Raw genomic sequence first — 24,755 nt, forward strand, 5'->3', positions numbered from 1 at the left:
TCTAAAAGAGGAGACTCTTCACAAAACACGCGTGGTAGTCTGAGAAAGGTTCGAAACATCTTCAATCCCCTCAATCTTCCCATGATTGAAGAATACGCCAGTCCATACCGAAGAGGAACACAATGACAACTTGGGTAGAACATATAAAGAACCGATTGAGCAACAATGAGGAGAACATTCCATGGTGGGTTAACGACAAAGCCAAACTCCATAGCTTTGCTGATTCAAATGACATACCTATGCCAAAAGTCTACGGCTATTGGGAAACTCCTGGCGACTTGACAAGTCTCGACAATCTGCCCCAAAAGTTTGTACTCAAACCCACAGTAATGCACTCGAACTGGGGGGTTCAACTCCTCGAAAAAACCGAAAATGGCAAGTACTACGATTCACTGAACGGAACCGAGTACACGTTTGAAGGAATTAAGGAAGTACAAAATTCCGCTTACGAAAAATGTAATTACAAAGGTCAATATAAGCTTATGGCTGAGGAGCTAATCGAGAGCCCAGATCCACAGAAACCAATTCCCTTCGACTACAAAGTCTATTGTTTCTATGACACTCCTATGCTCATCCAACAGGTAGATCGAAATGGTTCACAAGACGCGCACGCGTTTTTCGACGGCGAGTTTAACCCGCTACCACGGAATGGTTTTGTCGAGAGTAACTGGAAGCACATTAAGCAAGGAGACCCTGTCGTCCCCCGGGACCCAAAGCAGTTGCTCGACTCCGCCATCAGAATTACACAAGCTTTGAACACGCCGTTCATGAGGGTTGACATGTTCCACGGAACGCGGGGAACTGTTTTAGGAGAGCTCACCCCTGCACCCGGCCCTCTCTACTACAAAAAGATAATGTGGCTAACTGATGAATTCGATTCTAAGCTTGGTAAGGCTTGGGATGACGCAACTACTCGGCTCGCGTCATAATCGACGTTCCAGCAAAATACACGCAATAGGAGTCCACGCATGATTTACACACCTGCCACGGTCGAACTGCCAGTAGACGCGCCGATAAAGAGGGTACCCCCTCGCAACCCTGAGGATCGCCAGCCCAACTACCTAAAAAAATTTGATTACCACACAGTCTTTTCCGATATATTTGTCAACAATGGGAAACTTTGGTTCATCGGCCCTCGCTGGGAGAATCTCGAAAGAGAGCTAAGAGCAACCCGATTCGAGTGGAACTGGAATGACATCACTCAGAACATTACGTTTGAGTCACTCAATCGAATGTCCCGTGCTACAGCACCAGTATCGGATACGCCGGGAATTCTTATCATCGATGGCCCTCTTGGGTATTGGGAGGTGGAAGTTCCCTGTATCTCGGAACACCCTCGACCCGAAGGGCACCTTCTCGTTACCCAGCAACAAGACAACCGGCTCGAGTGGATTGCTTATTGGGCGTTTTACAATTCCTTAGTAAACAACACTGACACCATTATCGTTTACGACAACAACAGTTCGCTCTACTCAGCCGAACGCGTCGACCAGGTGCTTTCACTCATCCCCGGCATTAAACACCACGTTGTAGTCAAATGGGGTATGCCATACGGCCCAACTGGGGGTCCCAATAATGTTTGGGATTCAGACTATAGTCAGCACGTAGCATGGGAGCACTCTCGCAGGTTTTTCGCCCCGAACGCCAAATCTGTACTCATGATCGACATAGACGAGCTGCCAATTCACGTAGCCGGAAAGTCACTTCCGGAGGCTCTTGAAGAATCAAATCAACCCGTTCTGCATTTCAGTCGCCAACCGATTCGCCAGTTCCCAAATAGGTCTAAAAAACTGGAAGGCGTTCGAGTCCATGCCGACTACTCACTGGGAGAGGAGCGGGGTGCGTGGCTAGCCCCGAAATATATCTATAGTCCGCAGTTAATCAATAATGACGACCAGCTAATGGCTCATGTGATTAGAGGTGAAGACACCACGCCCGCTCCCTCTGACCAAGTTTTTGCAGGGCATTTTGATGCCATTCGTATCCGTTGGCGCTTTGAAGAAAAGACTCAAATACCGAATTTCAACAAGGTAGAAGATATCGTCGAGCCTACAGAACTATCCCGAGCATTTAACGAAAAGTTCGACAAGCTTGACGCAGCATGGAGGGAACTGTTACCCAAAATTGCCCCAGTAATTAACAGCCAAGGGCTCCCCCATATTGATTAACACCCCTTGATCCCCTGCCGAACAAATCGTCAGGCAGGGGATTCCCCGTATACACCCCAGCCTTTAGAGATTTAGGGCACTGAACATCAAATTATTCACCAAATCTTGGTTGTTGCCCGTCAGCACCTTGTCACGAGCAACTCTGACGGCTTCGTCGTATCGATCTGGATCTGACAGAAAATTGAGATCAAATTTCACATCAGTTTTTCCAAATCGTTGGACTCCATGGTCACCAAAATTCGACCACAAACCAGCTCGTAGGTTACTACCCACTTGAATGCCAACGGTATCTCTAGCGCCTGCCCCAAGACATAGCGATCCCGCGGCAAGTGCACGCATTCCGGCCATTCCTGCAGTAACAGTCAAGAAAGCTTTATTCATCAGAATCGGTACTTCGTGAGGCGCTACCCATCCGTGAAACTCATAATTCACGTTTGCTAAACGCTGTGAAAGCGCGGCATAGCGTTGCTCGTACATCGCCTTCAGCGGGCCGTCACCGTAAATATCAATGACCCATTCGATGTCGGGATACAAATGACTGAGACTTTCCGCAGCTTCCTCAACAGCAGCGATCTGAGGCACCTTATCCGGCGAAAGTCGCGAGGCCGTCAGGATTCTCCCGACTCCGCCACTGAGTTTCTCATCATGCGAAACTAGCGGAAGGTTAAAAATTTCGGAGGGAGCCGCATTCGGAAGATTGGTCACCTTCCACGGCGCCACTCGCCCGAAGCGCTGCACAAAGTGTACGAGTGATGGACTTGCGGCAACAAAAGCGTCAACCTGATCGGACCATTCGTACATGTAGTCATGGTAGGCACCGTGGACCATTACCACATGTTCTTTTTTCGCAATTTCATTTACGGCGAGGCCGATTTGTCGTCCACCTGGGGCATGAGAAAATATTAAATCGAATTCGACATCACGCGCGATTCTCTCAATGTCATGGCTCCACTCACTCCAGTCAATTTCAACGAACGAGGCACCAACCGCCTGCGCTCTTTCTCTAAAGGTGTCACCTTGCCCAACAAAAGTGACGTCGTTACCGCGAGCTACCAGTGAAGAAGCGGCGTCGACAGTCCACTCATGAACACCTCCCCATTCAGCGACAGTTCGAACAGGCATTAGGATCTTTTTACTTGGCATAAACAAGCATCTCCTCCAACTGCGCTGCATCAAGTACGCGAAGCTTTATCCCAATCGACGCACAGAGATCAATGAGGTCATTTTCGTCGAAAACTGTGTTACTACCTTTTGGACGCTCGACAACAAGTTCTGAAGAACGCCAGTCACCGCACAGCAAAAGTGCGATGGCGACACGAAAACTTAAGTCTTCCGCGAATCGTCGCCCGAAAGCGGAAATGTTGGCTGCAAATTCTACACGGTCGATCGAAAACATTTTACCAGTCCAGTGCGCGCTATCGCGTACCTGAAGTAACACCTGACGGGGCTTTTCGATTGATTGAATCGGGACGGCGTATGGGCGGTCATCACAAAGGATCAAGACAGTGTGATTGTCAGGAGTCCAGTCGGGATTCTGGTCAATTTCAAAGCGAGGAGCCAATTCTCCCCAGACCCTTCTGACACTATCGTCAAGTTCAAGGGAGGCCTTTGGCCAGCTTAGTCGCTGTCGAGCTATGTTCTCATTGAAAATAAGCAGTCCCGCTAAGAGGGCTATTGATTTATTCATGCCTGTCAGCACGAGATCCAATTTTAGCTCTCGCGGGAATGAAACCGACTCGCTCGGGAATTCTGTTCGCTCCCGAATAGCAAATTTACCTGTTAACGAATTCTCCCAACCGAATCTCATTGGAGCCCCCTATCAATACCGGAATCGTTCAATTCTACGCTTATTTCTTGTTCATTTGCATTCAAGAACTCCTTTGCGAATATTGCGCTTGAAACTCCCATTCGGTAGGTCGAATTCCGAGGATAAGCCGCACGTAAGTAGGCCTCCAGCTCTTGTGCTGTGTAGTGATCTTTGGTGACGAAAATATAAGCAGAGCTCTTGTAACCAAACTCGCCGACGCTCACGATCCTCCTAGCCTCTTGAAGTAAACTTTCAAAACCCTCTATAGAGACCGCTTCCACGCTTTCTGGGAAGTACAGAACGCTAAGCTGTACTGCACCGTCGTGTTTACGGAGTGTCTTGCTGCTCTCCAGTAAACGCTGCTGCAATGTTTCGTCAACCCTTGTTTGCGGCGGTACTGGGGCTTCTTGAGCTGGTTCGATACTCGAAACGCCGTACAATCCATTTCGATCACGGACGCGAAGCTTAAAGGAGTTGAAGCCAATCCGACGAAGATTGACGATATCATCTTGGCTCACGTCTTCGATCACGGCATTTTCAAAGACGGCACGATCACGTAAAATGTCACGCTCTGTGACAATAGTCGTCAATTTGTCCGGCATATCGGCATCGATAGCGAGATTTACTGTGTTCCCTTGCAAGATGATGTCACGGGACACCAGTTTGTCCGGAAGATATGCACCGAAAGTATTAAAAGGATCCGTTCTTCCCGGAACATTTGGGTACTTTAGTTCCTCGCCTTTCTTTTTCAGAGAAGCTTGGCTCGGTCCGGAGGTCAAAAATCTATTCGCGAGTCGAGAAAGCGTATGCCCCGCCTTTTGGTTATCGGAATCTTGCGCGGTGATCTGCAGATCATGCACACGGCGTAAGTACATGAACCTTTCGACGTGGCCCCAATTCACTCCAGCATTCATCAGACGGGTAGCTAGTTCATGATCGACTGAAGACGTTAGCCGCTCATCGTAAGAAAAGTCCCTTATCAGTTGAGTTGGCAAAGTCCAAGTGCTGTGACCGGGCCCCGCCCCGTTGAAAGCCACCATGGCTGCGCCGAATCCCTTCAAAGTCAAGAAACCCCGCAACTCACCTGTGTCGTCTTGGAAATTAATCCAGCCACCATAGGTAGCGTCGACAGTTTGAGACAATCCATCAATTCCAATTTCGAGGCGGTTAGGAAGCATGATGTCGTCATCATCATGAACAGCGGTCAGTAAACAATTTGAATGAGTTGCAGCAGTATTCCGCGCGGCAGCCACTCCTCGCGACTTCTCGTGATGAATCAGCTTTATTCTCGGATCATCGATGCTGGCGATTACCTGTTCCACTCGAAGAGGGTCTTCCGAACCATCGTCGACTACAACGATTTCGAACTCTTGGAATGTCTGGTAGAGCACAGAATTGATACTCTCAACCAGCATTTCGTAACGGTCTTTGGTTGCAATCGCTACGGAAACCAGAGGTAGACGTTCATCTTGTGAAACAGACCATTCGACCAAGTTTGGATACAGATTTTGCCTGTTATCCACGCGCTCCATAAGACGAATTTCCTCGTCAGTAGGGACTGATATTGACTGATTTCCTGCCACGGCCTTCGCGCCCCGAACACTCACGACTTTTCCGCCGCGACGCCGCTGTCGGAGGATAAAATCATAGCCAAGCGCTTCACAAAACGAGGCGTTTTCGTCAAAACCACGAACTGCCAAGAAATGAGCTCGGTCAATAGCAAAAACTCGGCCAAGCGAGGCGACGGGCAGGGGGGTTAGATACTCGGGCTGACGTAGTACTTCATTTACCTGACTATCGAGACTCCTAAAACTACTGATCTCAGCAACCACTCCGCGCTGTAGCTCGTCCAAGTTGAGCATGGCTTCGCTGTCTTGGACAACCGCAAACCCCCTTTCCACGAATAACAGAACATCGCCCCGCGATTTCACCGCGGAATTATTCATGCACGCAGAACTCGAGAAATCAGATGGGCAGACCTCAAACTTAAAGAACGAGTCGGCTAGAGCATTCGCAGTTTCAAAGAGACCGGACAATGCTGGCCCGTTAAGGAAATTAGGTAAACTGAGAATGCACTCATTCACGCCCTTAATCTCCTTGAAGCTTTCTATATAGGCGCGAGCCTCTTCTACATCCTCTGGTATCAACTGGAGAACTACCGAAACCGGCATTACTGCGCCACCTTCCAAACTAGGCTTTCCTTGCTTTCTGCCGTAACCGCGTGAGCATATATTGAATCTGTGATTAATTCGAGAACGCTAAGGTTCTTGCTCTTCCAGGGGTGCACCGTGAGATCGACGGCTTTAATGTATGGATTAAACCTAGTCATGTTTGTTTCCAAAAATACCCCTTCAACACCCGATTCCTTTAGATACACAAAAGGTTCATTGAACGCCTCGGTCACAGGCGCGCTACATACGGTCGGCGGAAGTTCAACGCCGTGAGCGTCAAAGAAGCGAAAACTGACAAGAAAGTCACGAAATTGGAAAGGTACGGATGCCTCTCCGGGTAAGAAAAGGGAAATACTACTTACCTCAAATGGAAAGACCGCTCTATGAGAGTTTTCTGGCATAGGGCAAGTGTAGTGCAATAGCAACGATATTGCAGGGCATCTTTTACGCGCCAGAACTTACCGCACACGGCCGTGGCTGCTGACAGCTATTTCACCTGCCCCTTGAAAAAGGTAACCGTTTCTTTGATTCCGGCTTCCAGTGGCAGAGATGGCTCCCAACCAATTAGTTTCCTAGCTTTGGAGGAATCTAGCGCTGAACGTGGGACATCGCCTAACCTCGCGGGAGCAAATATAGGCGCATCCGGTGCCCCCGCAGCCTTCGCAACCAGTGTGTGGAGCTCGCGGTCGCTGGTTTCGATTCCGGTACCGATGTTAAAGCGCTCGCCGTCTGCTTCATCCTTCGAGGCGAGATAGAAGGCTCGGGCGACGTCCTTGACGAACACATAATCGCGTGTGTTCGAACCTGTACCAAACACTTTAGTCGGTTCACCGTTGAGAAGACGTTGGCTAAAAATCGCCACGACGCCCGCTTCACCGTGGGGGTTCTGACGCGGCCCGTACACATTCGCCGGGGCCACGAAGCTACAGCCGATGCCGTAGAGTCGGCTAAACATTTCCAAATAAAGCTCACCCGCTGCCTTGCCAGCAGCGTACGGTGATTCCGGAGCCACGGGTGTCTCCTCCCCAACAGGGAAGGATTCAGGCTGCCCGTAAATGGAACCGCCGGAGGAAGTATGAACAATCTTGCGGACACTGTGGCGCCGAGCCGCGTCCGCAAGCTTCACCGTCGCCAGCACGTTCGTCTCGCAATCGCTTACAGGATCCTCAACTGACTTGCGAACGTCAATCTGCGCTGCAAGGTGAAAGACGACCTCGGTAGGACGCCGAGAAAACAGCTCATCGTAGTCGACTGTACGAATGTCGCCTTCAACTATGCTGACATCGCCGCTCTTGCACGCAGATTCTAGGTTTACCATCCGGCCAGTTGAGAAATTATCCAAAACTGTGACCGTATGGCCTTTCTCAACAAGGAGATCAACAAGATGGGAACCAATAAACCCGGCGCCGCCGGTCACGAGACAATGCATAGGTGTGATAATAACATTGATGCTCGTCGCTGCATCCACGATCACATCGTGAGTAATTGCTCCCACTGCGGCATTACTGCAGTCACATCCCATCTCCGGGAATACTCCCTCGCTGCTGCGCCCATTTCTGCAAAGGATTCCTTATCTTGACCTTCCAGAACAACCCTAATTCGTTCCTCAGGGCTGCAATCTCTGGAATAGTCACCGAATACTTCCTTCACGCCTTCGCGCTTCCAGAAGACTGGTATTGTCCGAGCGGCCATTCCTTCTGCCGGAGCAAGGTGGAAGCTTTCCAGCTCGCTCGGAGACAGAATATATCCTATGCCACGGTGCCAAGAGGCGATATCGGCACTAAAGGAATCGAACGCAACATGCTCAGTAAGCAACTCACTTCGTGCAATACGCTCAAAAAAGTCAAGGTAAAGTTGCTTTTGTACGGGGTCGCTCCATACATGTGGGTACTCCCACGGCATTCGTCCCTTGATGCGCAAGGTATAGCGCTCGTCAATCTTCGCTAGTTCTTCAATCAAGTCGAGTGCACGATCTGGGCGCTTGAGGAACGGAACCATACCAACTAGTCCCAGTGTGAATTGTGCGTTGTTGGTTTTTGGGCGATCAAAATCAAGAAGATCCACGGTATTGGGTAAAACCATCGTCTTGTCTTCGGCCAGTCCGAACCGTTCAACCGCCTGTGTTCGGACCCAATCTGAGACAAACACCAGCGTGTCAACCTTATCCCAGCTGACGCTCTCCATCCATGGGCCGTTAAGCTCAAATCGATGCAGCCTCGAGACTAGTCTCGTCGCATCGGGCAGGGTATTCGAATACCAAGCCAGCGAGGGCCCTGCCCATTCACAAAAGACCATGTCGGCCCATTCTGCGAGTTGCCGACTAGTATTCTCATCATGCGTGTGTAGCGTAGTCCACCTGTCTTGTCTCACGTCGAATCTTGGATTTCGAGTGAGGAAATCCATCAGCTCACCCATGAATTTGAGGTCATGGGACGCTACAACTACCCGTTGCTGCCGAATTCCGTTAGTCTCTAGCGGCGTTGACAGGGCTCCCGCGCGTTCAAAGTAAGACCTAAACCTTTCGCGGGCCTTGTTCATCGAATAATACTCACTAGCATGTGCTGCCTTTCGGCGTGCTTCGGCCATCCTAGGCAGGCCTGCTGCGACTTTGCTCGCAACTTCCTCAACCGTGTCATCGGCACGAACAAAGAAGGGGTAGTCCTCACCCCAGAGCAGTCGGTGGTCCTCGGTTTCATTGATGATTGGTGCTGCGCCGGCCGCACCATACTCTAGAGCCTTGGTTGAGACCTCCAGACTCGAGTCTAATTCCGCCGTTCGCCATCCAAAGCCGAGGTCGGCCTTCATGATCTGCTCAATGGACTCTGTTCGGGGAAGCGCGCCCAGCCACGTCACCCCGCTGTCAGGATCAGCATGTGCTTTTTCCAGCCCATCCCGCATCCTACCGACCCACAGAGGATCATCCTTGGCCCTATTGAACTTCGCACCAACCACATCTAGCTGGGCATCAACACCGAGTCCCTTTAGTTTTTGCGGAAGCTCCAGCATTTCAAGGGTTCTCCACTCACGAGCGAGCTTTCCTGCATACACGATTTTGAGTTTCTGATGCTCGGCGCTCTGTGATTTTCTCGCGGTATTGAACGCGTAGTCCGGAATCATTGGTGGTAGAAGGAGAACTTTTCCGGACGACTGCGGGACCAAGGCCTCCCAATACGAGCGGGCTGCTTCGGTTTGAGCAAAAATCCGGCGAGAAGACTCAGCAATGTGTTTCAGCCGCTGCACATTTGTATCGGACAACTTATTCGGAGGAAAAGGAAGGTCTGTGACATAGGACCACAGAATCCGCGATATTTTTTCGTTCAAGCTGAAGTCATAAACTGCCTTAAACCCCCTCACAACGACGGCGGAAGCTTGGGTGTCATCAACGAGCTTCTCCACCAACGCAGCCGCAGCCTTTGTATCAAGTGCCGCGTCTTCTGCAATACCCACGGGAGCATGAATGCGAATGTTTTCAATCCCATCAATTGCGCTTAGCAACGTTCGGTTCTGCACATGGTTTTTCAGCTGAATGTGAACTTCATCGAAAACGCCGGAAAGCACTTCAGAAACCGACATCAGCCAGATGGAAGAGCCATCGATAACGTTCGGACTTACATCACCGTAGACGACAATAGAGCTCATTTAGCTCTCCCTTTCTTCCGTACCGCGGAGTTTTGTATCACCGTGGAGCAACGCTGTGATGACCGGTGAATAGATATCATCGTCCCAGCACCACGTAGTGGAGTTATTCGACAACACAACTGTCGCACGTTGACGAAGCTCTTCACTGAAATGATTGGAAGTTCCGCTGGGGCAGACGACAACGACAGTTCCGTTTTGCTTTGCTTTGGTCATGTGGTCTAGCAGACGGAAGAAACTACTCGTCTTCTGCGTAGACAACAGACCGGCCCATAGTCCTCTGTCAAACTGGCTTTCTTCAATAATGAGGTAACTAGCATCTCTGGAAGGTTGTCCTAAAAGGTGGGGCGCGGAAATCTGCTCAACCTTCGCCACATCCCTCAAGGACGCTGCCCGCCTCAGTGAACCAATGAGCTCGATGCGTCGGGTCCACATCATAGAATTCGCATTCATCAGTGCGTGCAGAACTTCGGAGCTGTCACTATCCATGGTCTGCTCAGCTGCCACGCGTCCAGCAGTATGCGCGTCAGGGCGTCCGATTATGTGAGAAGCCGGAATAGTTGATGGCGCAAATACACTTTGTTCAGCGCTCCTCTTTTCACTAGGTTTCTCTGGCAGGTTCCCTGTCAGCAATGACATGGGTTCCCGCGCAGCACGCCGATTCTGTTCTTGGGTAGCCGTTGAAATTTCCTGGAGCTGTTTTTCTAAGCGCACATTGCGACGTAAAACTTCTTTCGTGAGCCCTTCCGACTTCTTACGCGCAGATATCGACATCACGGCGAACACTAAACCGACCATGACTGCACAAGCCAGAAGCACCCTGCCGATAGCGCTGTTAGTCACCACAATCGCACCGATAAGCAGTGCAGCAGACAATCCTGCAAGGACAATCAGTCCCCGTCCGCGGCGAAAATAGTCAAGGCTCATGAAAATCATTCCTTCAAACGATTTCTTACTTAAGGTGTAGACGGATCTAGACGATCCGCAACATAACCAATGGCTTATTCCTGGATAGGTTGTTCCAGAAGGACCATGGGGGGTTGGTAGGCAGCTGTGACTTCCTCGAGATAGTCGTGAGCTGGTTGCTTGTCTTCCCTGCCCATGAACTTAGCCCATTCATGGTACTGAGGTGCGACAACATCAGTCGGGCCATCAGCAATGATTTGTCCCTTTGAGATCCAGATCGTTCGGTTGCAGTTGTTCTCGATTTCCTTGATGGCGTGTGAAACCAAGAACAGGTTGCCGGCACGCTCTAAGAGCTCGTGCATGCGCGCGCTAGCTTTGGCTCCAAATGCCGCGTCACCGGTTGAAAGTGCCTCATCGATCATGAGAATATCTGGCTTCACTGCTGTCGAAATTGCGAAGGACAACCGCGCGGACATACCGGATGAGTAAGTTTTCATTGGGCGCTTAATGGCATCTCCGAGTTCTGTCCACTCTGCGATCTCCCCGATTTGCGCTTTAGCTCCCGAGGGACTCATCCCCAGCGCCAAACAACCCAAGTAGATGTTGTGTTCACCGGAAAGATCGGGCTGCAGTGCAGGTGACACACCCATGAGCGTCGGTTGGGAGCGAGTTAGAATTCGACCCGAGGTCGGCGCTAGACCACCGGCAATCATGCTGAGAAGAGTCGATTTTCCCGAGCCATTGAGTCCGATGATGCCAATCGATTCGCCGGGCAAGGCAATGAGTGAAGCATTGACAATGGCATCGACCACTGTTTTCCCACGGCTGACGCGAGTCATGCTGGCGTCTGAGGAGCGCCCTTGACTAATTACATACCGTTTAGACACATTGTCTACGACAACGTTGGCTCGCTCCACATAAGTGATGTCAGGATTGGATTGCATCTCACCAGATTCTTCAGATGCCTCGCTTGATGTTTCAGCAGTTCCATGAACTTCTTGGTCAGCTGACAGTTCCTCAAGGTCCTTCTTGGACTCAAGGTATTCGCCTGGTGCGGGAGGCAGCTTAGACGAGTCGAACATACTTATCCTCCGCTCTCCAGAAGAAAATGAAGCCAAGCGAAAAAATGCCTAAACTCCATGCCAGTAGCTCTCCCCATGTCACAAGGCTCGGAGCGGTGCGATAAATCGAGGAGTCGCGGACTGCGGTAAGGAAGATATAGCAGGGGTTGGCAGTCATTATTTGGTGAACCACCGAATGCCCGGCAAATCTATCAATAGAAAACATCACTCCGGATAGGAAGAACAATCCGCGTGAAACAAGTCCCAAAATAGTCTTAGCCTCGGGGACCTGGGCGGTAAGTCGCGCGGTGATCATCATCAATCCACACCCAAAAACGTGAATTAACAAAAACAACGGAACAACAAAGATCAGAGTCCACGAGGGGCCCGTTCCCCACTGAAAAAGAAAAGCCGCCATCAGTGCCACAATGGCGGGCAAAACGTTATCGATCATCGACCGCAGTGTGGTCGAGAACGGAATCGAGGCCCTAGGAAATTGAAATGCCCGGATCATCGATCGGGAAGACTGCATGAGACTGATACCGGAATTCATTAACCCCGTCATCATCGACATAAAGATAATGCCGATGAACAGAAAGCCAATGAAGTTCTCAATACCGCGGGACGTTTTCATAAGCATGCCAAAAAGGAATCCGTACAGTGCGACATCGAACAGCGGATTCAGGACAAGCCACAATTGCCACAGGCGGTAGTCACGCGTCGTGCGGAGTGCTTTGGCCCTCGCATCCGCAGCGATGAAGAAACGTCGTTCCCACAGCTGGGAGATGTACTCACGCAACGAGGGACGAGTAGCAAGTGGATGCAAACCTTCCGGATTGACAATCTGCACTCGGCCTTGGTGTTTCGCAACTTGAGCGTTCAGCTCTTCGACTCCCCTCTGCGAAGTCTTCGAGCCTCGCCATGTATGCCGTGCCAAATGCATCAGCCCTTCCAGATAAGTTGTTGAAGAATGAGCGTAAGTACTCGCGGTCTGCAATGAGTAGGCCGAGAATTGCTAACGGGCATTGTACCTAGCCTGCCTGAGAAGTTCGTCGAGAACACTGCGAGCTTGTTCTATGTCACCTGCCGCCGAAGAGAATGTAAGTGGAAGCGTCGAAAGTGGCGACTTGTCCACGGTGATTCCCCATACCGCTGCACCGCTACCGGCGTAGTCCGCGTACTTAGAGGGCAAAAAGGGATTCACAGTGAAGTTCGAGCCAGTCGTGTCAGTGTCGTTGACTACCAAAGCGTCGAACCGCGTGGCTACGTTGAGAAACGTGAGATATGGCATGTATCCGTTAATTCGCAACCGGCCATAGGCTGGATGGATCCATAGTTCGCGGGTAAGTTGCTCAGGCTTCGAGGTAAAGATGTGAAGAAGAAACTCATCGGCATGGGGATGATGTTCTAGTGCGTTAAGGACATCACCGATGCCCCGGTTGGCGTAGAAGTTCCCGAAGTAGCCTATATTGATGCACTTCGAGTCAAGCTCATAGTCTGCATCCACGAGGTGATACATCTCTTCGGTGGGTACAGCATGATGGCGAATTGTCGATTTAGAGCGGACAAAGTCTTGCAGGGTTTCTGGATAGCGCTCTAGCATCACCTGCTGCTGATTAGCGTTGGTGAAGATGATCTCATCGGCATACAGCAGTGTGACGAGCTCAGTGAGCTCAAAGTGAGTCGAATACGAGATTTCGCCCCACTCGGAACGCTCGACCATCCTCTTCAGCCTGTAGGTGGTCACTCCCCTCGTCAATGCGCCTGAGCGCGGTGTACCGTCGACACCGACGCTCAAGGGATCCGAAAATTCCGCCTCCCACCGCGTACCAGGGTGTTTGTCTTTGAAAAGGGCGGCAGCAACGTGGGATCCTGACCATAGGGCTCGCGAGTATATCGACTTATACCCGTCTTGACTCTTTGCCCGTTTAGCAGCTTTACGTGCTGCTTGACGGGCGTAGGAGCAGATTGCTCCCCAGTCTGCGAAGGACGGCACGACATCGATTTCTTCGGCATGGACGAGAAACGGATCAACAATGAGCCGCGTCGACTCGTCACGTCCCCGAACCCGCTCCATATCGGCGTAGTAGACATCCACCAACTCCGCATCGCTTCTGATGACTTTCGCTGTGACATTGGCCGATGTATCGGCATACGGCGGGAAACAATAGGAGAAAACTAACCGCTTCGCTTTCTCCTTCCGTAAACCTGCCCAATTCAAACCGGGAACGCCAGCAGCAACTGCGGTATCGATAGCACGCTGTACATCGCCTGGATGTGTTTCAAGGTAGCTCTCTACGAAGCCGAACTGAGCTTCTTCGAGTTTATGGAGAGCGCGGAGTTTCGGGTCAGCCTCATCGATTGTGCGGAGCTGTGCAATGCAGTCAAGACGCTGGGTGACGTTAAAGTCAAAGCTTTCGCGCTGGCGCGACACCGAATCTTGGCTAAGTGTGCGCACATAAGCCGAGTTCTCTCCTGCCTTCGGTGTCCGCAAAAGCAGTCCGGGGAGCTCAAGAAAATGCGCAAAATACGCCACGTCCTCACCTGAACGAAGCGACTCGTCGTATCGGTATTTCTGAGCTAACTCCGTAGGAATGATTTTGCATGCGTTGAAGCCCATAACCCACGGTGCGGAAGCAATCGGAACGGTGGTACCGCGCAAAGTTGTGATTCGGGCGTTGAGCGAATTGTCCTGAAAAGATTGCCCGTCGACGGTATCAACGATGGGCAGAAGCGTCACCAGCCCGTGGTCAACCTGCTCAAGGCCCGCTTCGAGGTAGCGTGGCTGAAGAGCGTCATCGTCATCGAGAAAGGTGATGAAGCGGCGTTGCGCAGATGCTATGCCAAGGTTGCGAGCGCGTCCGGCGCCAGGGGTAAGGCTGCGCAGGATTCGAATGTTCAACTCGGGAAACTGGCAAGCGAGTCCCTCTTCAAATTCACGAGAAGCACCTGCTTGTGTTGAAGAAACTCCGTCGCCGTTGAGCACGACAAGAACTTCGACGAGATCTTTCCTGATGCTCTGTTCCGCAAGTGAAGAAAGAGCAGAATAGAGCTTCATGTCTGCAGTCTTCGTTCCGTCTGTGTCCATGGCACCAGAAACGAAGGACGGGATTACAACTGAAATACCAGGAACGTAAAAGCTCATCGAATTCTCTCCAGAACCTTATACAGCAGAATCACCACGGAGCTCGGCAGGTATTTTTTGAACGGCTTAGCCAATGGAGTGACTCGGGAAATAAGTAGGCTTCGCAACGTCACCGCGGTTGCGGCAGTAATGGCCTGCTCCGCGGAGGGCGTAGACGTCGTCGCAGCGACAGCAAGTCCTTCCAGCCAATCCCCGCTAGAGCGATCCCCACTCCCAGCCTGCTCAATACGCAATTGCACCCATCCATCAGTGAGATTGACTCCAGCGACAGCGAGTTGCTCGCCAGTGGAATCTGCGACGAGCTGGCGAAGATTCGAAGTATCTGACCTTGGAGACCAATACTCGACGTGCCGTCCCTTATCCGCACAACTCTGAAGGATTTCCATAGCCTCATGTGACTGAATGTCTAGTAGCACGATTGGGAGGCCATCTACGTTGAAGAGTTGTTCTCGGGTGAAACAGAAAGTCACTGACCCTGCAGACGGAGGCAAAGCGTGGGGAATTTCAGAGGATTCCAGCAGCACGGCGTAGTCAGAGTCCACAGGATGAAAGCTCTCAAGAGAGGAAAGACGCATCGGTGTTCCTTCTTTCCGCGCTATGCCTTGGCCTGTTGTCTCGTCACGGTATTGACGATTTCCACAAAGACTTCGGGTACAACCTCATCACGCTGGGTGGCGACCCATTCGCGGCCGGAAGGTGAGACGCTGAGCTTCGAGCGATCATCGATTAGCCCTGTCCATGCAGCCGCAAGCGCCTCGGGGTTCTCCGGCGGCACCACTACCCCAGCATCAAGTTCTTCCACGAGACGGGCTGCTTCGCCTTGCACCACCGCAGTGGTGTGGACACCTAAAGACATCAACTCATAGGTTTTTGACGGCACCGTTCGCTTAAGCGGCTCCCAGTCAGTCAGGTGAACAAGCGCGGTATCCGCCCAATCGTAGATGCTCTGCAGCTCATCAGCAGGCACTCGATGCTCAATGGTCGCGTTAATACCAAGGGACTCCATCGTTGCCTTGGTAGTGTGCCAGGTTGCGCCGTCTCCGACAATCCGAAGATTGATGTCGTAACCACGGTTTTGAGCAATCTTTACTGCATGGACGGCGTTATCGATTTTCTGGGCACGCCCCACCGTGCCTGCGTACAGGACATTAAGCTCTGACGAGGGGCGTTGCGACTTATCGCTAGCGATGAATTCGGTCTTGGGGGGAAATACATTACGCACCGTCCGGATGTGACGCGTGCCTCTCGCTCCCCTTTCCGCATCGTCTTTCTCCATGTGCTCAGTAAGGTCCTGCGACGTCGTTATGATGCCGTTTGCGGAGTGCAGCGCATGGTTCATAGCGCTTTCAGTCAACGCTGTCAGCAACTGAAAAGGACCTTTAGTGAAAACGATCTCCCGCACAGAGCGCTTGCCTGTACCGGAATTCCAATCACCTTTTTCTTTCAGCAATTCCGGCCAGGCATCGCGCAAATCAATGATGTAGGGTGCTCGAAGCGTAGCGGCAACAATGTGGGTGACCGTGGCAGTAGGAAGCGCTGGGACTGTACCAATGACGAGATCCGGATTGAATTCCTGTAAGTGCCCGCGTTTGGTTACCTGCATCAATAGCATTGATGCAGCAACAGAGGCCTGGTTGAGGATGCGGTGAGTGAGCGAAGGGCCCGCGGGAAAGAAACCCGAGCGCAGAATCTTCTCCCCAGAGTCACCCGTTTCAAGGTCACTAGCGCCGAAGACGTTTTTCCGTGAGAACCACTGTTTAATGCCAAGGCGGCGCTGATAATGAGGCGGTGGTGCAATGACGAGAACTTCGTGGCCGGCCTGGACCAGAATTTTAGACAACCACGACCAGCGACGCTGAGGTACTCCATTCTCGGGAGCCCAATATTGAGAGAGAACGAGAATTCTCACGCTGTGTGCTGCCTCCTGCGTCTAGGGGTTACGGGACACCAGTATTTAAATCTAGCGCCAAATACCTTTTGTATCGATGACCGTCTTGCCTTGAAGCACAGTCTGATCGAGAGCCACGAACTCCTTGTGGTTGACCAGAAGAAGAACAACGTCGGCGGCAGCAATCGCGTCCTCAACACCTTGCTTCGTGAGGTTGGAGAAGTTCTTTAGGACCAGGGGTAGTTCCTCGACATTCGGCTCCACCACACGTATGTCTAGCTGTGGGTTATCGACTGCGAGGCGTTTGACGATTTCTAGCGACGGCGACTCACGCAAATCATCAATGTCATTCTTAAAGGCGATGCCGAGCGCAGCAACTACTGAGTTTTTCTTACCGGAAACCGCTTTAAGGACTTGGTCCATAACCCAATCTGGCTTTCCGTCATTGACAGTGCGCGCCGTCTTGATGAGTTTGGCTTCTTCGGGTGCAGCAGAAACGATGAACCACGGATCCACCGCGATGCAGTGGCCGCCTACCCCCGGTCCTGGCTGGAGAATATTCACTCGTGGATGGTGGTTAGCAAGTTCGATGAGCTCCCACACGTCAATATCAAGACGATCACAGATAAGGGATAGCTCGTTAGCGAAAGCAATGTTGACGTCGCGGAAAGAGTTTTCTGTGAGCTTCGCCATCTCAGCTGTCGTGGCGTTCGTAACAAGCAAATCTGCGGTACAGAAGGTGGCATAAAGTTTGCGAGCTAACTCCGCGCCCTGTGGAGTCAATCCGCCAATGACACGGTCATTGTTCTCCATCTCTTCCATAATCTTGCCCGGCAAAACGCGTTCAGGGCAGTGCGCGATAAAGATCGCGTTATCGTCCTCGTCGTTGAGAGACAAGTCTGGACGCAGCTCGATGAGGTGCTTAGCCATGTCTTCGGTAGTTCCAGGAGGAGAGGTGGACTCCAGTACAACAAGTGCGCCTGGTTTCAGGTGAGGAGCGAGCGCTTGCGCTGCGGCGCGAATGTATTTTGTGTCGACACTGTGGTCCTCACGGAAGGGAGTGGGAACGCAGACGATGTAAGCGTTCGCTTCAATTTGCTCGGTCTGTGCGGATAGCGTTCCTTCCTTGACAACCCGAGCAAGCAACTCCCCAAATCCGGGCTCAAAGAAAGGCACCTTCCCGGCATTAATGCTGTCCACGGCATCCTGATTTACATCGATGCCAACCACCGGAATTCCCTTGGAAGCTATGAAAGCGGCAGTGGGAAGGCCAATGTACCCCAAGCCAACGACGCTGACCTTGTCGAAAGCGCGGAGATTTGTAGAATTCGGAATCATATCCGCCTTTCTATCAATTAACTTCCAATAACGGTAGCACGGTGTCTATTCCTGCCTTGTGGAGAGACGGGACGAGCACGATATTTTAACCCAACTCACATGTTTGCAGCGATAACCACGGGTTCTTGCTCTTTGGCACTAGCGTAGGCGTGACTAGAGTAAACAGCTATGGCCTTGCAGAGAAACTACGCACGCTACGGCGCCACAACAACGTTCTTCGATTCTGTCGAGGATTTTCTCGCATCCCCCGTCCCTAACAGCGGTTCCAACGAAGCTGCGGCAGTCTCTATTCGTTACGGCGCCGCCTTCTTGGATCTACTCGTGGAGAATCGCGGCGCCGACACCACGATTATCTTGTTCCACGCTGCCATCGACCCGCAGAAAACCACCCTCCCCGTCTTCGTAGGGCGACACATGGTTGAGGGTATCGAAGCCAACGTAGTGTACGTATCCGATCCGTCCCTCGACCATGGGGCAAGTATCGGTTGGTTTGCCGGTGATGAGTCCCGGCCTTTTCAAGACGACCTTACTTCATGCCTGACTCATATTTTCACTAGCTTTCACCCCGATGTGCCTATCGAGGACTTAGGGAAGAAGGCTATCTTCTTTGGCGCATCAGCCGGTGGCTTTGCCGCGCTGTATTTTTCGCGCCGCTTTCCCAGATCACTGGCTGTGGTCTCAAACCCCCAAACCCATATCGGGCGTTACCTTGAGCCACAGGTAAAGGCATTCCGCAAGAAGTGCTGGAGCAGCCGGAAGCTTTCTGAAACCACCATGACCTTCGACCTGGTTACTGAATATGGCAAAGGTTTCGAGAACTTCGTGGCTTACCTTCAGAACAAGGATGACGAGCTGCACTACACCCAGCATTATCTGCCGTGGTCCCAGGCAGTGGCTGAGCGTTCGCAGCAGTGGAGGCTTCTCCTCGGGGATTGGGGCGAGGGCCATGCCCCTGCACCACAGCCGCTACTTATGGGCATACTCGGCTACGCGGCATCGCTAAACGGGGATTGGGAGCAGCTCTTCCGCGACGAAATGTTCACTAGCCCTGACTAGTAATCTGCCCTATGTGCGCAATCTCTTATTCAATTGGTCAAGGCGCGCTACTACTTTGTTGGCGGTCTCCTCGCCTAGGATGCTGCGAACGGTGGACACGACACTAGTCCGATTTTGATAGACACTATCAATAGTTTGGTCGACTAGACCACGGACCCCTTGGCTTCGCACGGAGTCCCAGTGTTCAGGACTGACATGACGGGCTTTTCCGCCTCTTTGTTGTACGGCTAACTGCGAAATCTTTACTTGCTCAGCCCTAGCAGTTTGCGCCAGGATACGGAAGCCTCGGAGACGGTGTCCTTTCTCAAGATGAAGGCTCACCAAGGTTCGGAATTTCCCTTGCGCCGTGGGCACGTACGCGAAATGACCGATGCTCGGATTATTGGAAGCCGCGAATCCCTGAACCGTTTTGTAGGAGGGAACGCGTCGTCCACGAGAATCCTCAATCCACAAGCTCACCAAAAGCTCGTTAGAGAACTCACCGTCTGATTCACCTTCGACGATCAAACCGACATTGCTGCTAGCGGGTTCAAGAAAGTAGTGCTGGCCTTGCCCCACGGCCTCGTTGATGGTCAGCAAGGAGTTTTGTTTCTGCATTTGCTCAGCCACTGTAGGAAACGCCGCTTCGAGGGCCTCTACATCCGTGAATGGCGGGAAAGAAGCCATGTTCTCCATGAGCCGAGCCATGACCACCCCTTTTTCATGTCGCATGGCGTTATCCTGCCCTGCGTGGATGGCGCGCAGGTATCCAATACAGGAGGCATCCAGAATCACGGGCGCGAACCGATCAGATTTGTCATGCGGCCCGCTTTGCGGCTCCACGACTGTTCCATCATCTTTGACTGAGCAGACCGACAGTAGACCCATCGAGTTCATCGGAGTATGTGCCTCACGCAGGTGGAAGAATTGTTCGCCCTCATATACTGCTTCCACACCAAGGGGCAAGCTCACCAGCATTCCTTCAAACTCCGGCTTAATGTACTGCTCGGTGGTTTGAAAATAGTGAGCGGACAAAACGTCGTCATCATCAAGCCGATAGCGACCGAATGTGCCCCTAAAATCAGTGGTTTGGATATAGCGGCGTACCGCCGTCCAACCGCTGTCACCATCGGGAAGTTCATCAAGGTGAAGAACGTCGTATTTCTGAGCCGCCTCATGCAATTGAGCCTTGAATTTCTGCGGCAAGGACTCGGAAAAGGACACGATGTGCTTCACGTCGAATCCTGCAGCGGCCTGCGCCAGCGTGGGCACCGTGTGATTCAAAAAGATGTCAGCGCGTAGCGATAAGCGCGCATCTGTGTAAAGGTAATCACGGTATTCGTCTTCTGAAAAACCACTCTGTTCATTGCTGGCACGCCACGATGCGGAATCTGGGACGAAGAGACTAAAGCGAGTGTGCCCAACGAACATGAAGAATCCTTTTCTCTCCGCGACGGATGCTATCTGCCGGCCAGTCTAGCGATGCGGGGCACCAGGCATGAAGACGCCGTACCAAGTTTGCATAAAAAGCCCCATGAACAGGCGATTTGTAAAGATAGGGATATAGCTAATATAGTTACTTCTCGTTGCAGCGAGCAAGGCTTCTTGGTCAAGCAACCCACACATATTCCTCCATAGCTCAGTTGGCAGAGCATTCGACTGTTAATCGAAGGGTCACTGGTTCGAGCCCAGTTGGAGGAGCAAGAAACCGCCTAGAAATAGGCGGTTTATTCCCGTTTTCCACCCTTCCCCCGGGGATGCGGACACTTTGAACCCTTAACCCGCAATGCTTGCGTAGTTTATCTTTTCGCAACCTCCCTGAAAGATTGCCGGTTTACAGTGAGTGGCGTTCAATCTCCGTATCCACATCGAAGGGGCTCTCATGCGAATTCGTACTCTCGCGCTCGCTACTGCTATCGCTTGCACTCTTACCCCAGTGCAAGCTTTGGCTGCAGATGACACCACGTACTACTCCACTAAGCAACACTACGAACCACAAGGTTCTAACTACTCGACGGCCCCCACTGGCTTTCACCAGATCTACACATCCACAGTCAATCGTCATGGCTCACGCGGTCTTTCCGGCTTCAAATACGACGACTTGGCCCAGCAGATGCTCGAGTACGCCAAAGAACATGACCAACTGACCGAATTGGGCGAAAAACTCATCCCACAGGTTGAAGCCATGATCACCGTGAACAAGGAACTCGCGGGAGGTCCCGGACAGGAAGCCGGCTATGGCAACCTCACTGTCGTGGGCCGTGAGGAACTACAGGGCATCGGTCAGCGCAATGCGCAACGAAACGCTGCGCTGATGGAGAGCATTGAAGAAGACAACCTCAAGGTCAAGTACATGTCCTCCGGTGCAGACCGCGCCAATGACTCTGGCTGGAGCTTCGGCGAAGCATGGCTTTCGCACAACTCTAAACTGTCCGACAACCTCGTCGATGGTATGGAGGACGGTCACGTGGCCATCGAGACGCGTACCGACCTTTTGCACGCGCATAAGGACAAGAAGTCTCCTTCCTACGAGAGGTATTCCAAGTGGAAGGACTCCGAGACACTCGACAGCAAGGTTCAGGAGGCTTATGCCAAGCCAGCATCACAGACTGCTGCACGCAGCCTGCTAAATAAGATTTTCACCGAAGACTTCATCGCGGGCCTGGAAGACGGCACTATAACCTTCGTCGGCCGTGACAATAAAGGCAAGTCGGTAGAGGGTATCGTCGAAGCTGCCCTCCAGTTTTACAACCTGTACATAATCGCCCCTGCTCTCGCCCACGAAGAACAGACCCCTTCTGAGGGCTGGATTTTTGACCAGTACATGGACAACGCCAGTAGCCCGACCTTTGCTTATTTGTTGGATGTCGAAGACTACTATCAGAAGGGACCCGCAATCGAGGGCCAGACGGTGGCCTACGACAACTATGAGCCGTTGCTCGAGGAGATGATCCAAGGCGTCAAGGATCGCGCCGAGGGAGGCGATGTCGCAGCCGAGTACCGATTTGGACACGCAGAAACCATCATCCCACTGGCAGCCCTTCTCAAGCTTCCTGGATCCGAGAAAGGCACTCCTGCTGATGAGCTCTACACCTGGGAAAATTCCGAATGGCGGGGCGATAAGGTAGCTCCAATGGGCGCCAACATCCAATGGGACGCTTTCCAGAACGAGCGCGGAGAAACTCTCGTTCGCATGTTGTATAACGAGAAGGAAATCGCCTTTCACGACGGTTGTGAGCCGATCGAGACTGGCTCAACGTTCTACACTATCGACGAGCTTTCTGACTGTCTGCCGCTTGGCGCGACGTCGGATCACTCCAAGGCTCGTCTTCAAGAAGACAAGACGCACGAAACTGCGCAGCCGTCACCGTCGGATGCCGTGTCTTCCAAAGCCAAGGTGTGGGGTATCGTCGCTGCGGTCCTCGGCGCCTTAGCAATCGCTGTCGGCGCCGCAACCGCCAATGCTCAGCAGATAAAGGACATCCTCAACAAGTTTGGAATCCACGTGCCTTTCTAATCCGCTAAAACCGCGTACTTGGCTCCCTAGGAAAGCCGGCCTCTTTATCTGTGGGGCCGGTTCTTTCGTTCTATCTACCGCTTGACCACGTGAACGTCCACCCCGCCGAAGAGGCTGAAGCAGCTCACCACGACTTCTGGGGCGCTGGCGGGTAGGTCAGCGGGGTCGATGGCGCCGTCCTCAATCGTGATGTCGCGGCCGCCAAAAAGACCAATGCCGCTGACGCGGACACGGAACCCTTCCGGGATCCAGACATCGACACCGCCGAAGACCCCGACCGCTTGAATCGTCGTGACGTGTTCTTTGAGGGAGGCGCCGCGAAGGTCCACGTCCGTGCCGCCGAAAATGCCCATGGTGGTGTGATGAGAAGCGATGGGCGTGCTACGTACGGTGGTGCCGCCAAAGATACCGAGGGAGAGGCTCTTCGCGCCATGAACGGCAGGTTCAACTTGAGCCAAGGCACGGCGTACTACTGGTTCTTTCTCACTGTTGACGCCAGCAATGTTGACCTCATGAGGGCTCCGCTGTGCGACCTCATGGCTACCAAAAAGTACTTTTTCCGGATCGTCGAGGAGGTCTGACACAAGGTCAAGCAACTCGCCACGAGTTGTTGCTTCTGCACAGGAATCAGAGCGTTCCTCGAACTCGGTGACGCTGAGCTGGCCCATCGACATAGCATCGGCCAAGACTTGAGAAGCGGTGATGCGCTGAGAGTTTGTGCACTTAATGTCGCGTGATTCCATACCTTCATGTTACGTGGCGTCACGCATGACTGTGCGGAAAATAACGGTGGTCTTCCCCGCACAGGCGGCGGTTAGGACTCGATATCAGGCGCAAAATCAGGGAGGCGCTCGCCTACTCCGAGAAGCTCAGCAATGGCTGCCACAGCACGCGCAGCACCCTTGCCGTCACCGTAGGGGTTGACGGCATTGGCCATGGCGTCGTAGGCCGCGGCGTCGTCGAGAAGCAGCTTCGCCTCCGCAACGATGAGGCTACGGTTGGTACCCACCAGCTTCACGGTGCCGGCCACTACGGCTTCGGGGCGCTCGGTATTCTGACGCATGACCAGAACCGGCTTGCCCAACGCTGGGGCTTCTTCCTGAACTCCGCCCGAGTCCGTGAGGATGATGGTGGCACGGTCTTGCAGCTTAGTGAACTGGTCATACGGCAGCGGATCCGTGATGATGACATTGGGCAGGGATTCGACCTCCGGAAGCACAGCCTCGCGCACCTTCGGGTTGAGGTGCAGCGGGAGCGCAAAGTTAATGTCTGGGTAGGCTTCAGCCAAATCCTTGACAGCGCCGCCGATTTCCTTCATGGCTTCAAGGTTCTCACGGCGGTGGGTGGTGACGACGACGAGGCGCTTGTCGGATGCTGCGGCTTCCTGGAGTGCTGAGTCTTCAAACTCGGTGTTCCAGCTGGCGGCTTCCAGAAGCGCATCGATGACAGTGTTGCCCGTGACCGCAATGTCCTTGGAGCGAACGTTTTCGCGGCGCAGATTCTCCATCGACCCTTCCGTGGGCGCGAGATGAAGTTTCGCTACCTGACTGATGATCTTGCGGTTCGCCTCTTCGGGGAATGGTGAATCAATATCGCCAGTACGCAGGCCTGCTTCGAGGTGCACGATTTTCACTCCACGGTGGAAACCTGCAAGAGCCGCAGCCATCGCCGTCGAGGTATCGCCTTGGGCAATGATCACATCTGGTTTTTCGGCATCGATGATGCCATCCAAACCCACGAGGGCGCGGGAAACGATTTGGTTCAGGCCCTGACCGGGAACCATCAGATGGAGATCTAGTTTTGGTTCAATGCCGAACATGGTGTTGACCTGCTCGAGCATCTCACGGTGTTGACCGGTGGAGACAGCGATAGATTCGAAACGCTCGTCTGTGTCCAAGGCGGTGATGATGGGGGCAACCTTGATCGCCTCGGGGCGAGTGCCGTAGATGGTCATAATCTTAGGACGAGACATCGTTCTCCTTGATGTGAGAAAAATGGAGACACGTCAATTCTTCCACACAGGGTAAGCTGCCTGAATTCTTCTCTAGGGAATGAGGGAAAAGCGACATGCGCGGCAAAGCAC

Annotated in this window: 19 protein-coding genes and 1 tRNA gene; 5 read left to right on the forward strand and 15 right to left on the reverse strand. The window is 52.5% G+C overall.

Annotation, left to right across the window (positions count from 1 at the left end; translation table 11 throughout):
• Positions 1-155 precede the first annotated feature (155 nt).
• On the forward strand, positions 156-929 hold the full coding sequence (locus CSING_RS09570; RefSeq protein WP_158407805.1) for an ATP-grasp fold amidoligase family protein: 774 nt from the start codon (positions 156-158) through the stop codon (positions 927-929).
• Between the two features lie 39 nt (positions 930-968).
• Complete coding sequence (locus CSING_RS09575) at positions 969-2,168, forward strand: hypothetical protein (protein WP_042531799.1); 1,200 nt, start codon at positions 969-971, stop codon at positions 2,166-2,168.
• A 63-nt stretch (positions 2,169-2,231) separates the two neighbouring features.
• Here the strand turns inward: CSING_RS09575 and CSING_RS09580 are convergent, their stop codons facing one another.
• The 12 genes from CSING_RS09580 to wecC form a co-directional block, all read right to left on the reverse strand.
• Positions 2,232-3,290, reverse strand: coding sequence for a glycosyltransferase family 4 protein (locus tag CSING_RS09580; RefSeq protein WP_236683960.1), 1,059 nt, complete (start codon positions 3,288-3,290; stop codon positions 2,232-2,234).
• 10 nt (positions 3,291-3,300) lie between these two features.
• Positions 3,301-3,975, reverse strand: coding sequence for a hypothetical protein (locus CSING_RS09585; RefSeq protein ID WP_042531803.1), 675 nt, complete (start codon positions 3,973-3,975; stop codon positions 3,301-3,303).
• Positions 3,972-6,146 carry a glycosyltransferase family 2 protein gene (locus CSING_RS13020; protein ID WP_052471413.1) on the reverse strand — a complete coding sequence of 725 codons (2,175 nt, stop codon included), beginning with the start codon at positions 6,144-6,146 and terminating at the stop codon, positions 3,972-3,974. The genes CSING_RS09585 and CSING_RS13020 overlap by 4 nt, the downstream gene beginning before the upstream one ends.
• Positions 6,146-6,547, reverse strand: coding sequence for a hypothetical protein (locus tag CSING_RS13635; protein ID WP_144403133.1), 402 nt, complete (start codon positions 6,545-6,547; stop codon positions 6,146-6,148). Before CSING_RS13635 ends, CSING_RS13020 begins: the two co-directional genes overlap by 1 nt.
• Before the next feature lie 86 nt (positions 6,548-6,633).
• A complete protein-coding gene (locus tag CSING_RS09595; RefSeq protein WP_042533368.1) occupies positions 6,634-7,575 on the reverse strand; it encodes an NAD-dependent epimerase/dehydratase family protein in 942 nt (313 codons plus the stop codon).
• Positions 7,576-7,616: 41 nt separating this feature from the next.
• Entirely contained in the window at positions 7,617-9,785 is a 2,169-nt protein-coding gene (locus tag CSING_RS09600) for a glycosyltransferase (protein WP_052471414.1), read from the reverse strand.
• Positions 9,786-10,709, reverse strand: a complete 924-nt coding sequence (locus CSING_RS09605; RefSeq protein WP_042531805.1) for a hypothetical protein — start codon at positions 10,707-10,709, stop codon at positions 9,786-9,788. It abuts the gene before it with no gap.
• Positions 10,710-10,783: 74 nt separating this feature from the next.
• On the reverse strand, positions 10,784-11,770 hold the full coding sequence (locus tag CSING_RS09610) for an ABC transporter ATP-binding protein (protein WP_144403134.1): 987 nt from the start codon (positions 11,768-11,770) through the stop codon (positions 10,784-10,786).
• Entirely contained in the window at positions 11,754-12,599 is an 846-nt protein-coding gene (locus CSING_RS09615; RefSeq protein WP_158407806.1) for an ABC transporter permease, read from the reverse strand. The genes CSING_RS09610 and CSING_RS09615 overlap by 17 nt, the downstream gene beginning before the upstream one ends.
• Positions 12,600-12,764: 165 nt before the next feature.
• Positions 12,765-14,807, reverse strand: coding sequence for a glycosyltransferase family A protein (locus CSING_RS09620; protein WP_158407807.1), 2,043 nt, complete (start codon positions 14,805-14,807; stop codon positions 12,765-12,767).
• A 682-nt stretch (positions 14,808-15,489) separates the two neighbouring features.
• A complete protein-coding gene (locus CSING_RS09630; RefSeq protein ID WP_042531810.1) occupies positions 15,490-16,803 on the reverse strand; it encodes a glycosyltransferase family 4 protein in 1,314 nt (437 codons plus the stop codon).
• A gap of 51 nt (positions 16,804-16,854) precedes the next feature.
• A complete protein-coding gene (wecC, locus tag CSING_RS09635) occupies positions 16,855-18,120 on the reverse strand; it encodes a UDP-N-acetyl-D-mannosamine dehydrogenase (protein ID WP_042531812.1) in 1,266 nt (421 codons plus the stop codon).
• A 168-nt stretch (positions 18,121-18,288) separates the two neighbouring features.
• On the opposite strand from wecC, the gene CSING_RS09640 reads away from it, so the two are divergent.
• Entirely contained in the window at positions 18,289-19,176 is an 888-nt protein-coding gene (locus CSING_RS09640; RefSeq protein ID WP_042531814.1) for a hypothetical protein, read from the forward strand.
• 9 nt (positions 19,177-19,185) lie between these two features.
• Here the strand turns inward: CSING_RS09640 and CSING_RS09645 are convergent, their stop codons facing one another.
• Positions 19,186-20,586 (reverse strand): glycosyltransferase, encoded by a 1,401-nt coding sequence (locus CSING_RS09645; protein ID WP_042531816.1) that lies wholly within the window; start codon positions 20,584-20,586, stop codon positions 19,186-19,188.
• 197 nt (positions 20,587-20,783) lie between these two features.
• Here CSING_RS09645 and CSING_RS09650 point away from each other — a divergent pair.
• Positions 20,784-20,856, forward strand: a tRNA-Asn gene (locus tag CSING_RS09650).
• Positions 20,857-21,037: 181 nt separating this feature from the next.
• On the forward strand, positions 21,038-22,672 hold the full coding sequence (locus tag CSING_RS09655; protein WP_144403135.1) for a histidine phosphatase family protein: 1,635 nt from the start codon (positions 21,038-21,040) through the stop codon (positions 22,670-22,672).
• A gap of 74 nt (positions 22,673-22,746) precedes the next feature.
• On the opposite strand, the gene CSING_RS09660 is transcribed toward CSING_RS09655, so the two are convergent.
• Together CSING_RS09660 and wecB are read right to left on the reverse strand one after the other, a co-directional pair.
• Complete coding sequence (locus CSING_RS09660) at positions 22,747-23,415, reverse strand: DUF1707 SHOCT-like domain-containing protein (RefSeq protein WP_042531818.1); 669 nt, start codon at positions 23,413-23,415, stop codon at positions 22,747-22,749.
• A gap of 71 nt (positions 23,416-23,486) precedes the next feature.
• Positions 23,487-24,644 carry a non-hydrolyzing UDP-N-acetylglucosamine 2-epimerase gene (wecB, locus tag CSING_RS09665; protein ID WP_042531820.1) on the reverse strand — a complete coding sequence of 386 codons (1,158 nt, stop codon included), beginning with the start codon at positions 24,642-24,644 and terminating at the stop codon, positions 23,487-23,489.
• Between the last annotated feature and the right edge of the window lie 111 nt (positions 24,645-24,755).

Origin of the sequence: Corynebacterium singulare, assembly GCF_000833575.1 — a bacterium.
GTDB classification, from domain to species: Bacteria; Actinomycetota; Actinomycetes; order Mycobacteriales; family Mycobacteriaceae; genus Corynebacterium; species Corynebacterium singulare.

Coding starts and splice junctions, on each gene's coding strand:
- CSING_RS09645 (WP_042531816.1), bottom strand. CDS start 20,586: ATGTTCGTTGGGCACACTCGCTTTAGTCTCTTCGTCCCAGATTCCGCA.
- wecB (WP_042531820.1), bottom strand. CDS start 24,644: ATGTCTCGTCCTAAGATTATGACCATCTACGGCACTCGCCCCGAGGCG.
- CSING_RS09595 (WP_042533368.1), bottom strand. CDS start 7,575: ATGCATTGTCTCGTGACCGGCGGCGCCGGGTTTATTGGTTCCCATCTT.
- CSING_RS13020 (WP_052471413.1), bottom strand. CDS start 6,146: ATGCCGGTTTCGGTAGTTCTCCAGTTGATACCAGAGGATGTAGAAGAG.
- CSING_RS09610 (WP_144403134.1), bottom strand. CDS start 11,770: ATGTTCGACTCGTCTAAGCTGCCTCCCGCACCAGGCGAATACCTTGAG.
- CSING_RS09580 (WP_236683960.1), bottom strand. CDS start 3,290: ATGCCTGTTCGAACTGTCGCTGAATGGGGAGGTGTTCATGAGTGGACT.
- CSING_RS09620 (WP_158407807.1), bottom strand. CDS start 14,807: ATGAAGCTCTATTCTGCTCTTTCTTCACTTGCGGAACAGAGCATCAGG.
- CSING_RS09600 (WP_052471414.1), bottom strand. CDS start 9,785: ATGAGCTCTATTGTCGTCTACGGTGATGTAAGTCCGAACGTTATCGAT.
- CSING_RS09585 (WP_042531803.1), bottom strand. CDS start 3,975: ATGAGATTCGGTTGGGAGAATTCGTTAACAGGTAAATTTGCTATTCGG.
- CSING_RS09655 (WP_144403135.1), top strand. CDS start 21,038: ATGCGAATTCGTACTCTCGCGCTCGCTACTGCTATCGCTTGCACTCTT.
- CSING_RS09575 (WP_042531799.1), top strand. CDS start 969: ATGATTTACACACCTGCCACGGTCGAACTGCCAGTAGACGCGCCGATA.
- CSING_RS09640 (WP_042531814.1), top strand. CDS start 18,289: ATGGCCTTGCAGAGAAACTACGCACGCTACGGCGCCACAACAACGTTC.
- wecC (WP_042531812.1), bottom strand. CDS start 18,120: ATGATTCCGAATTCTACAAATCTCCGCGCTTTCGACAAGGTCAGCGTC.
- CSING_RS09660 (WP_042531818.1), bottom strand. CDS start 23,415: ATGGAATCACGCGACATTAAGTGCACAAACTCTCAGCGCATCACCGCT.
- CSING_RS09605 (WP_042531805.1), bottom strand. CDS start 10,709: ATGAGCCTTGACTATTTTCGCCGCGGACGGGGACTGATTGTCCTTGCA.
- CSING_RS13635 (WP_144403133.1), bottom strand. CDS start 6,547: ATGCCAGAAAACTCTCATAGAGCGGTCTTTCCATTTGAGGTAAGTAGT.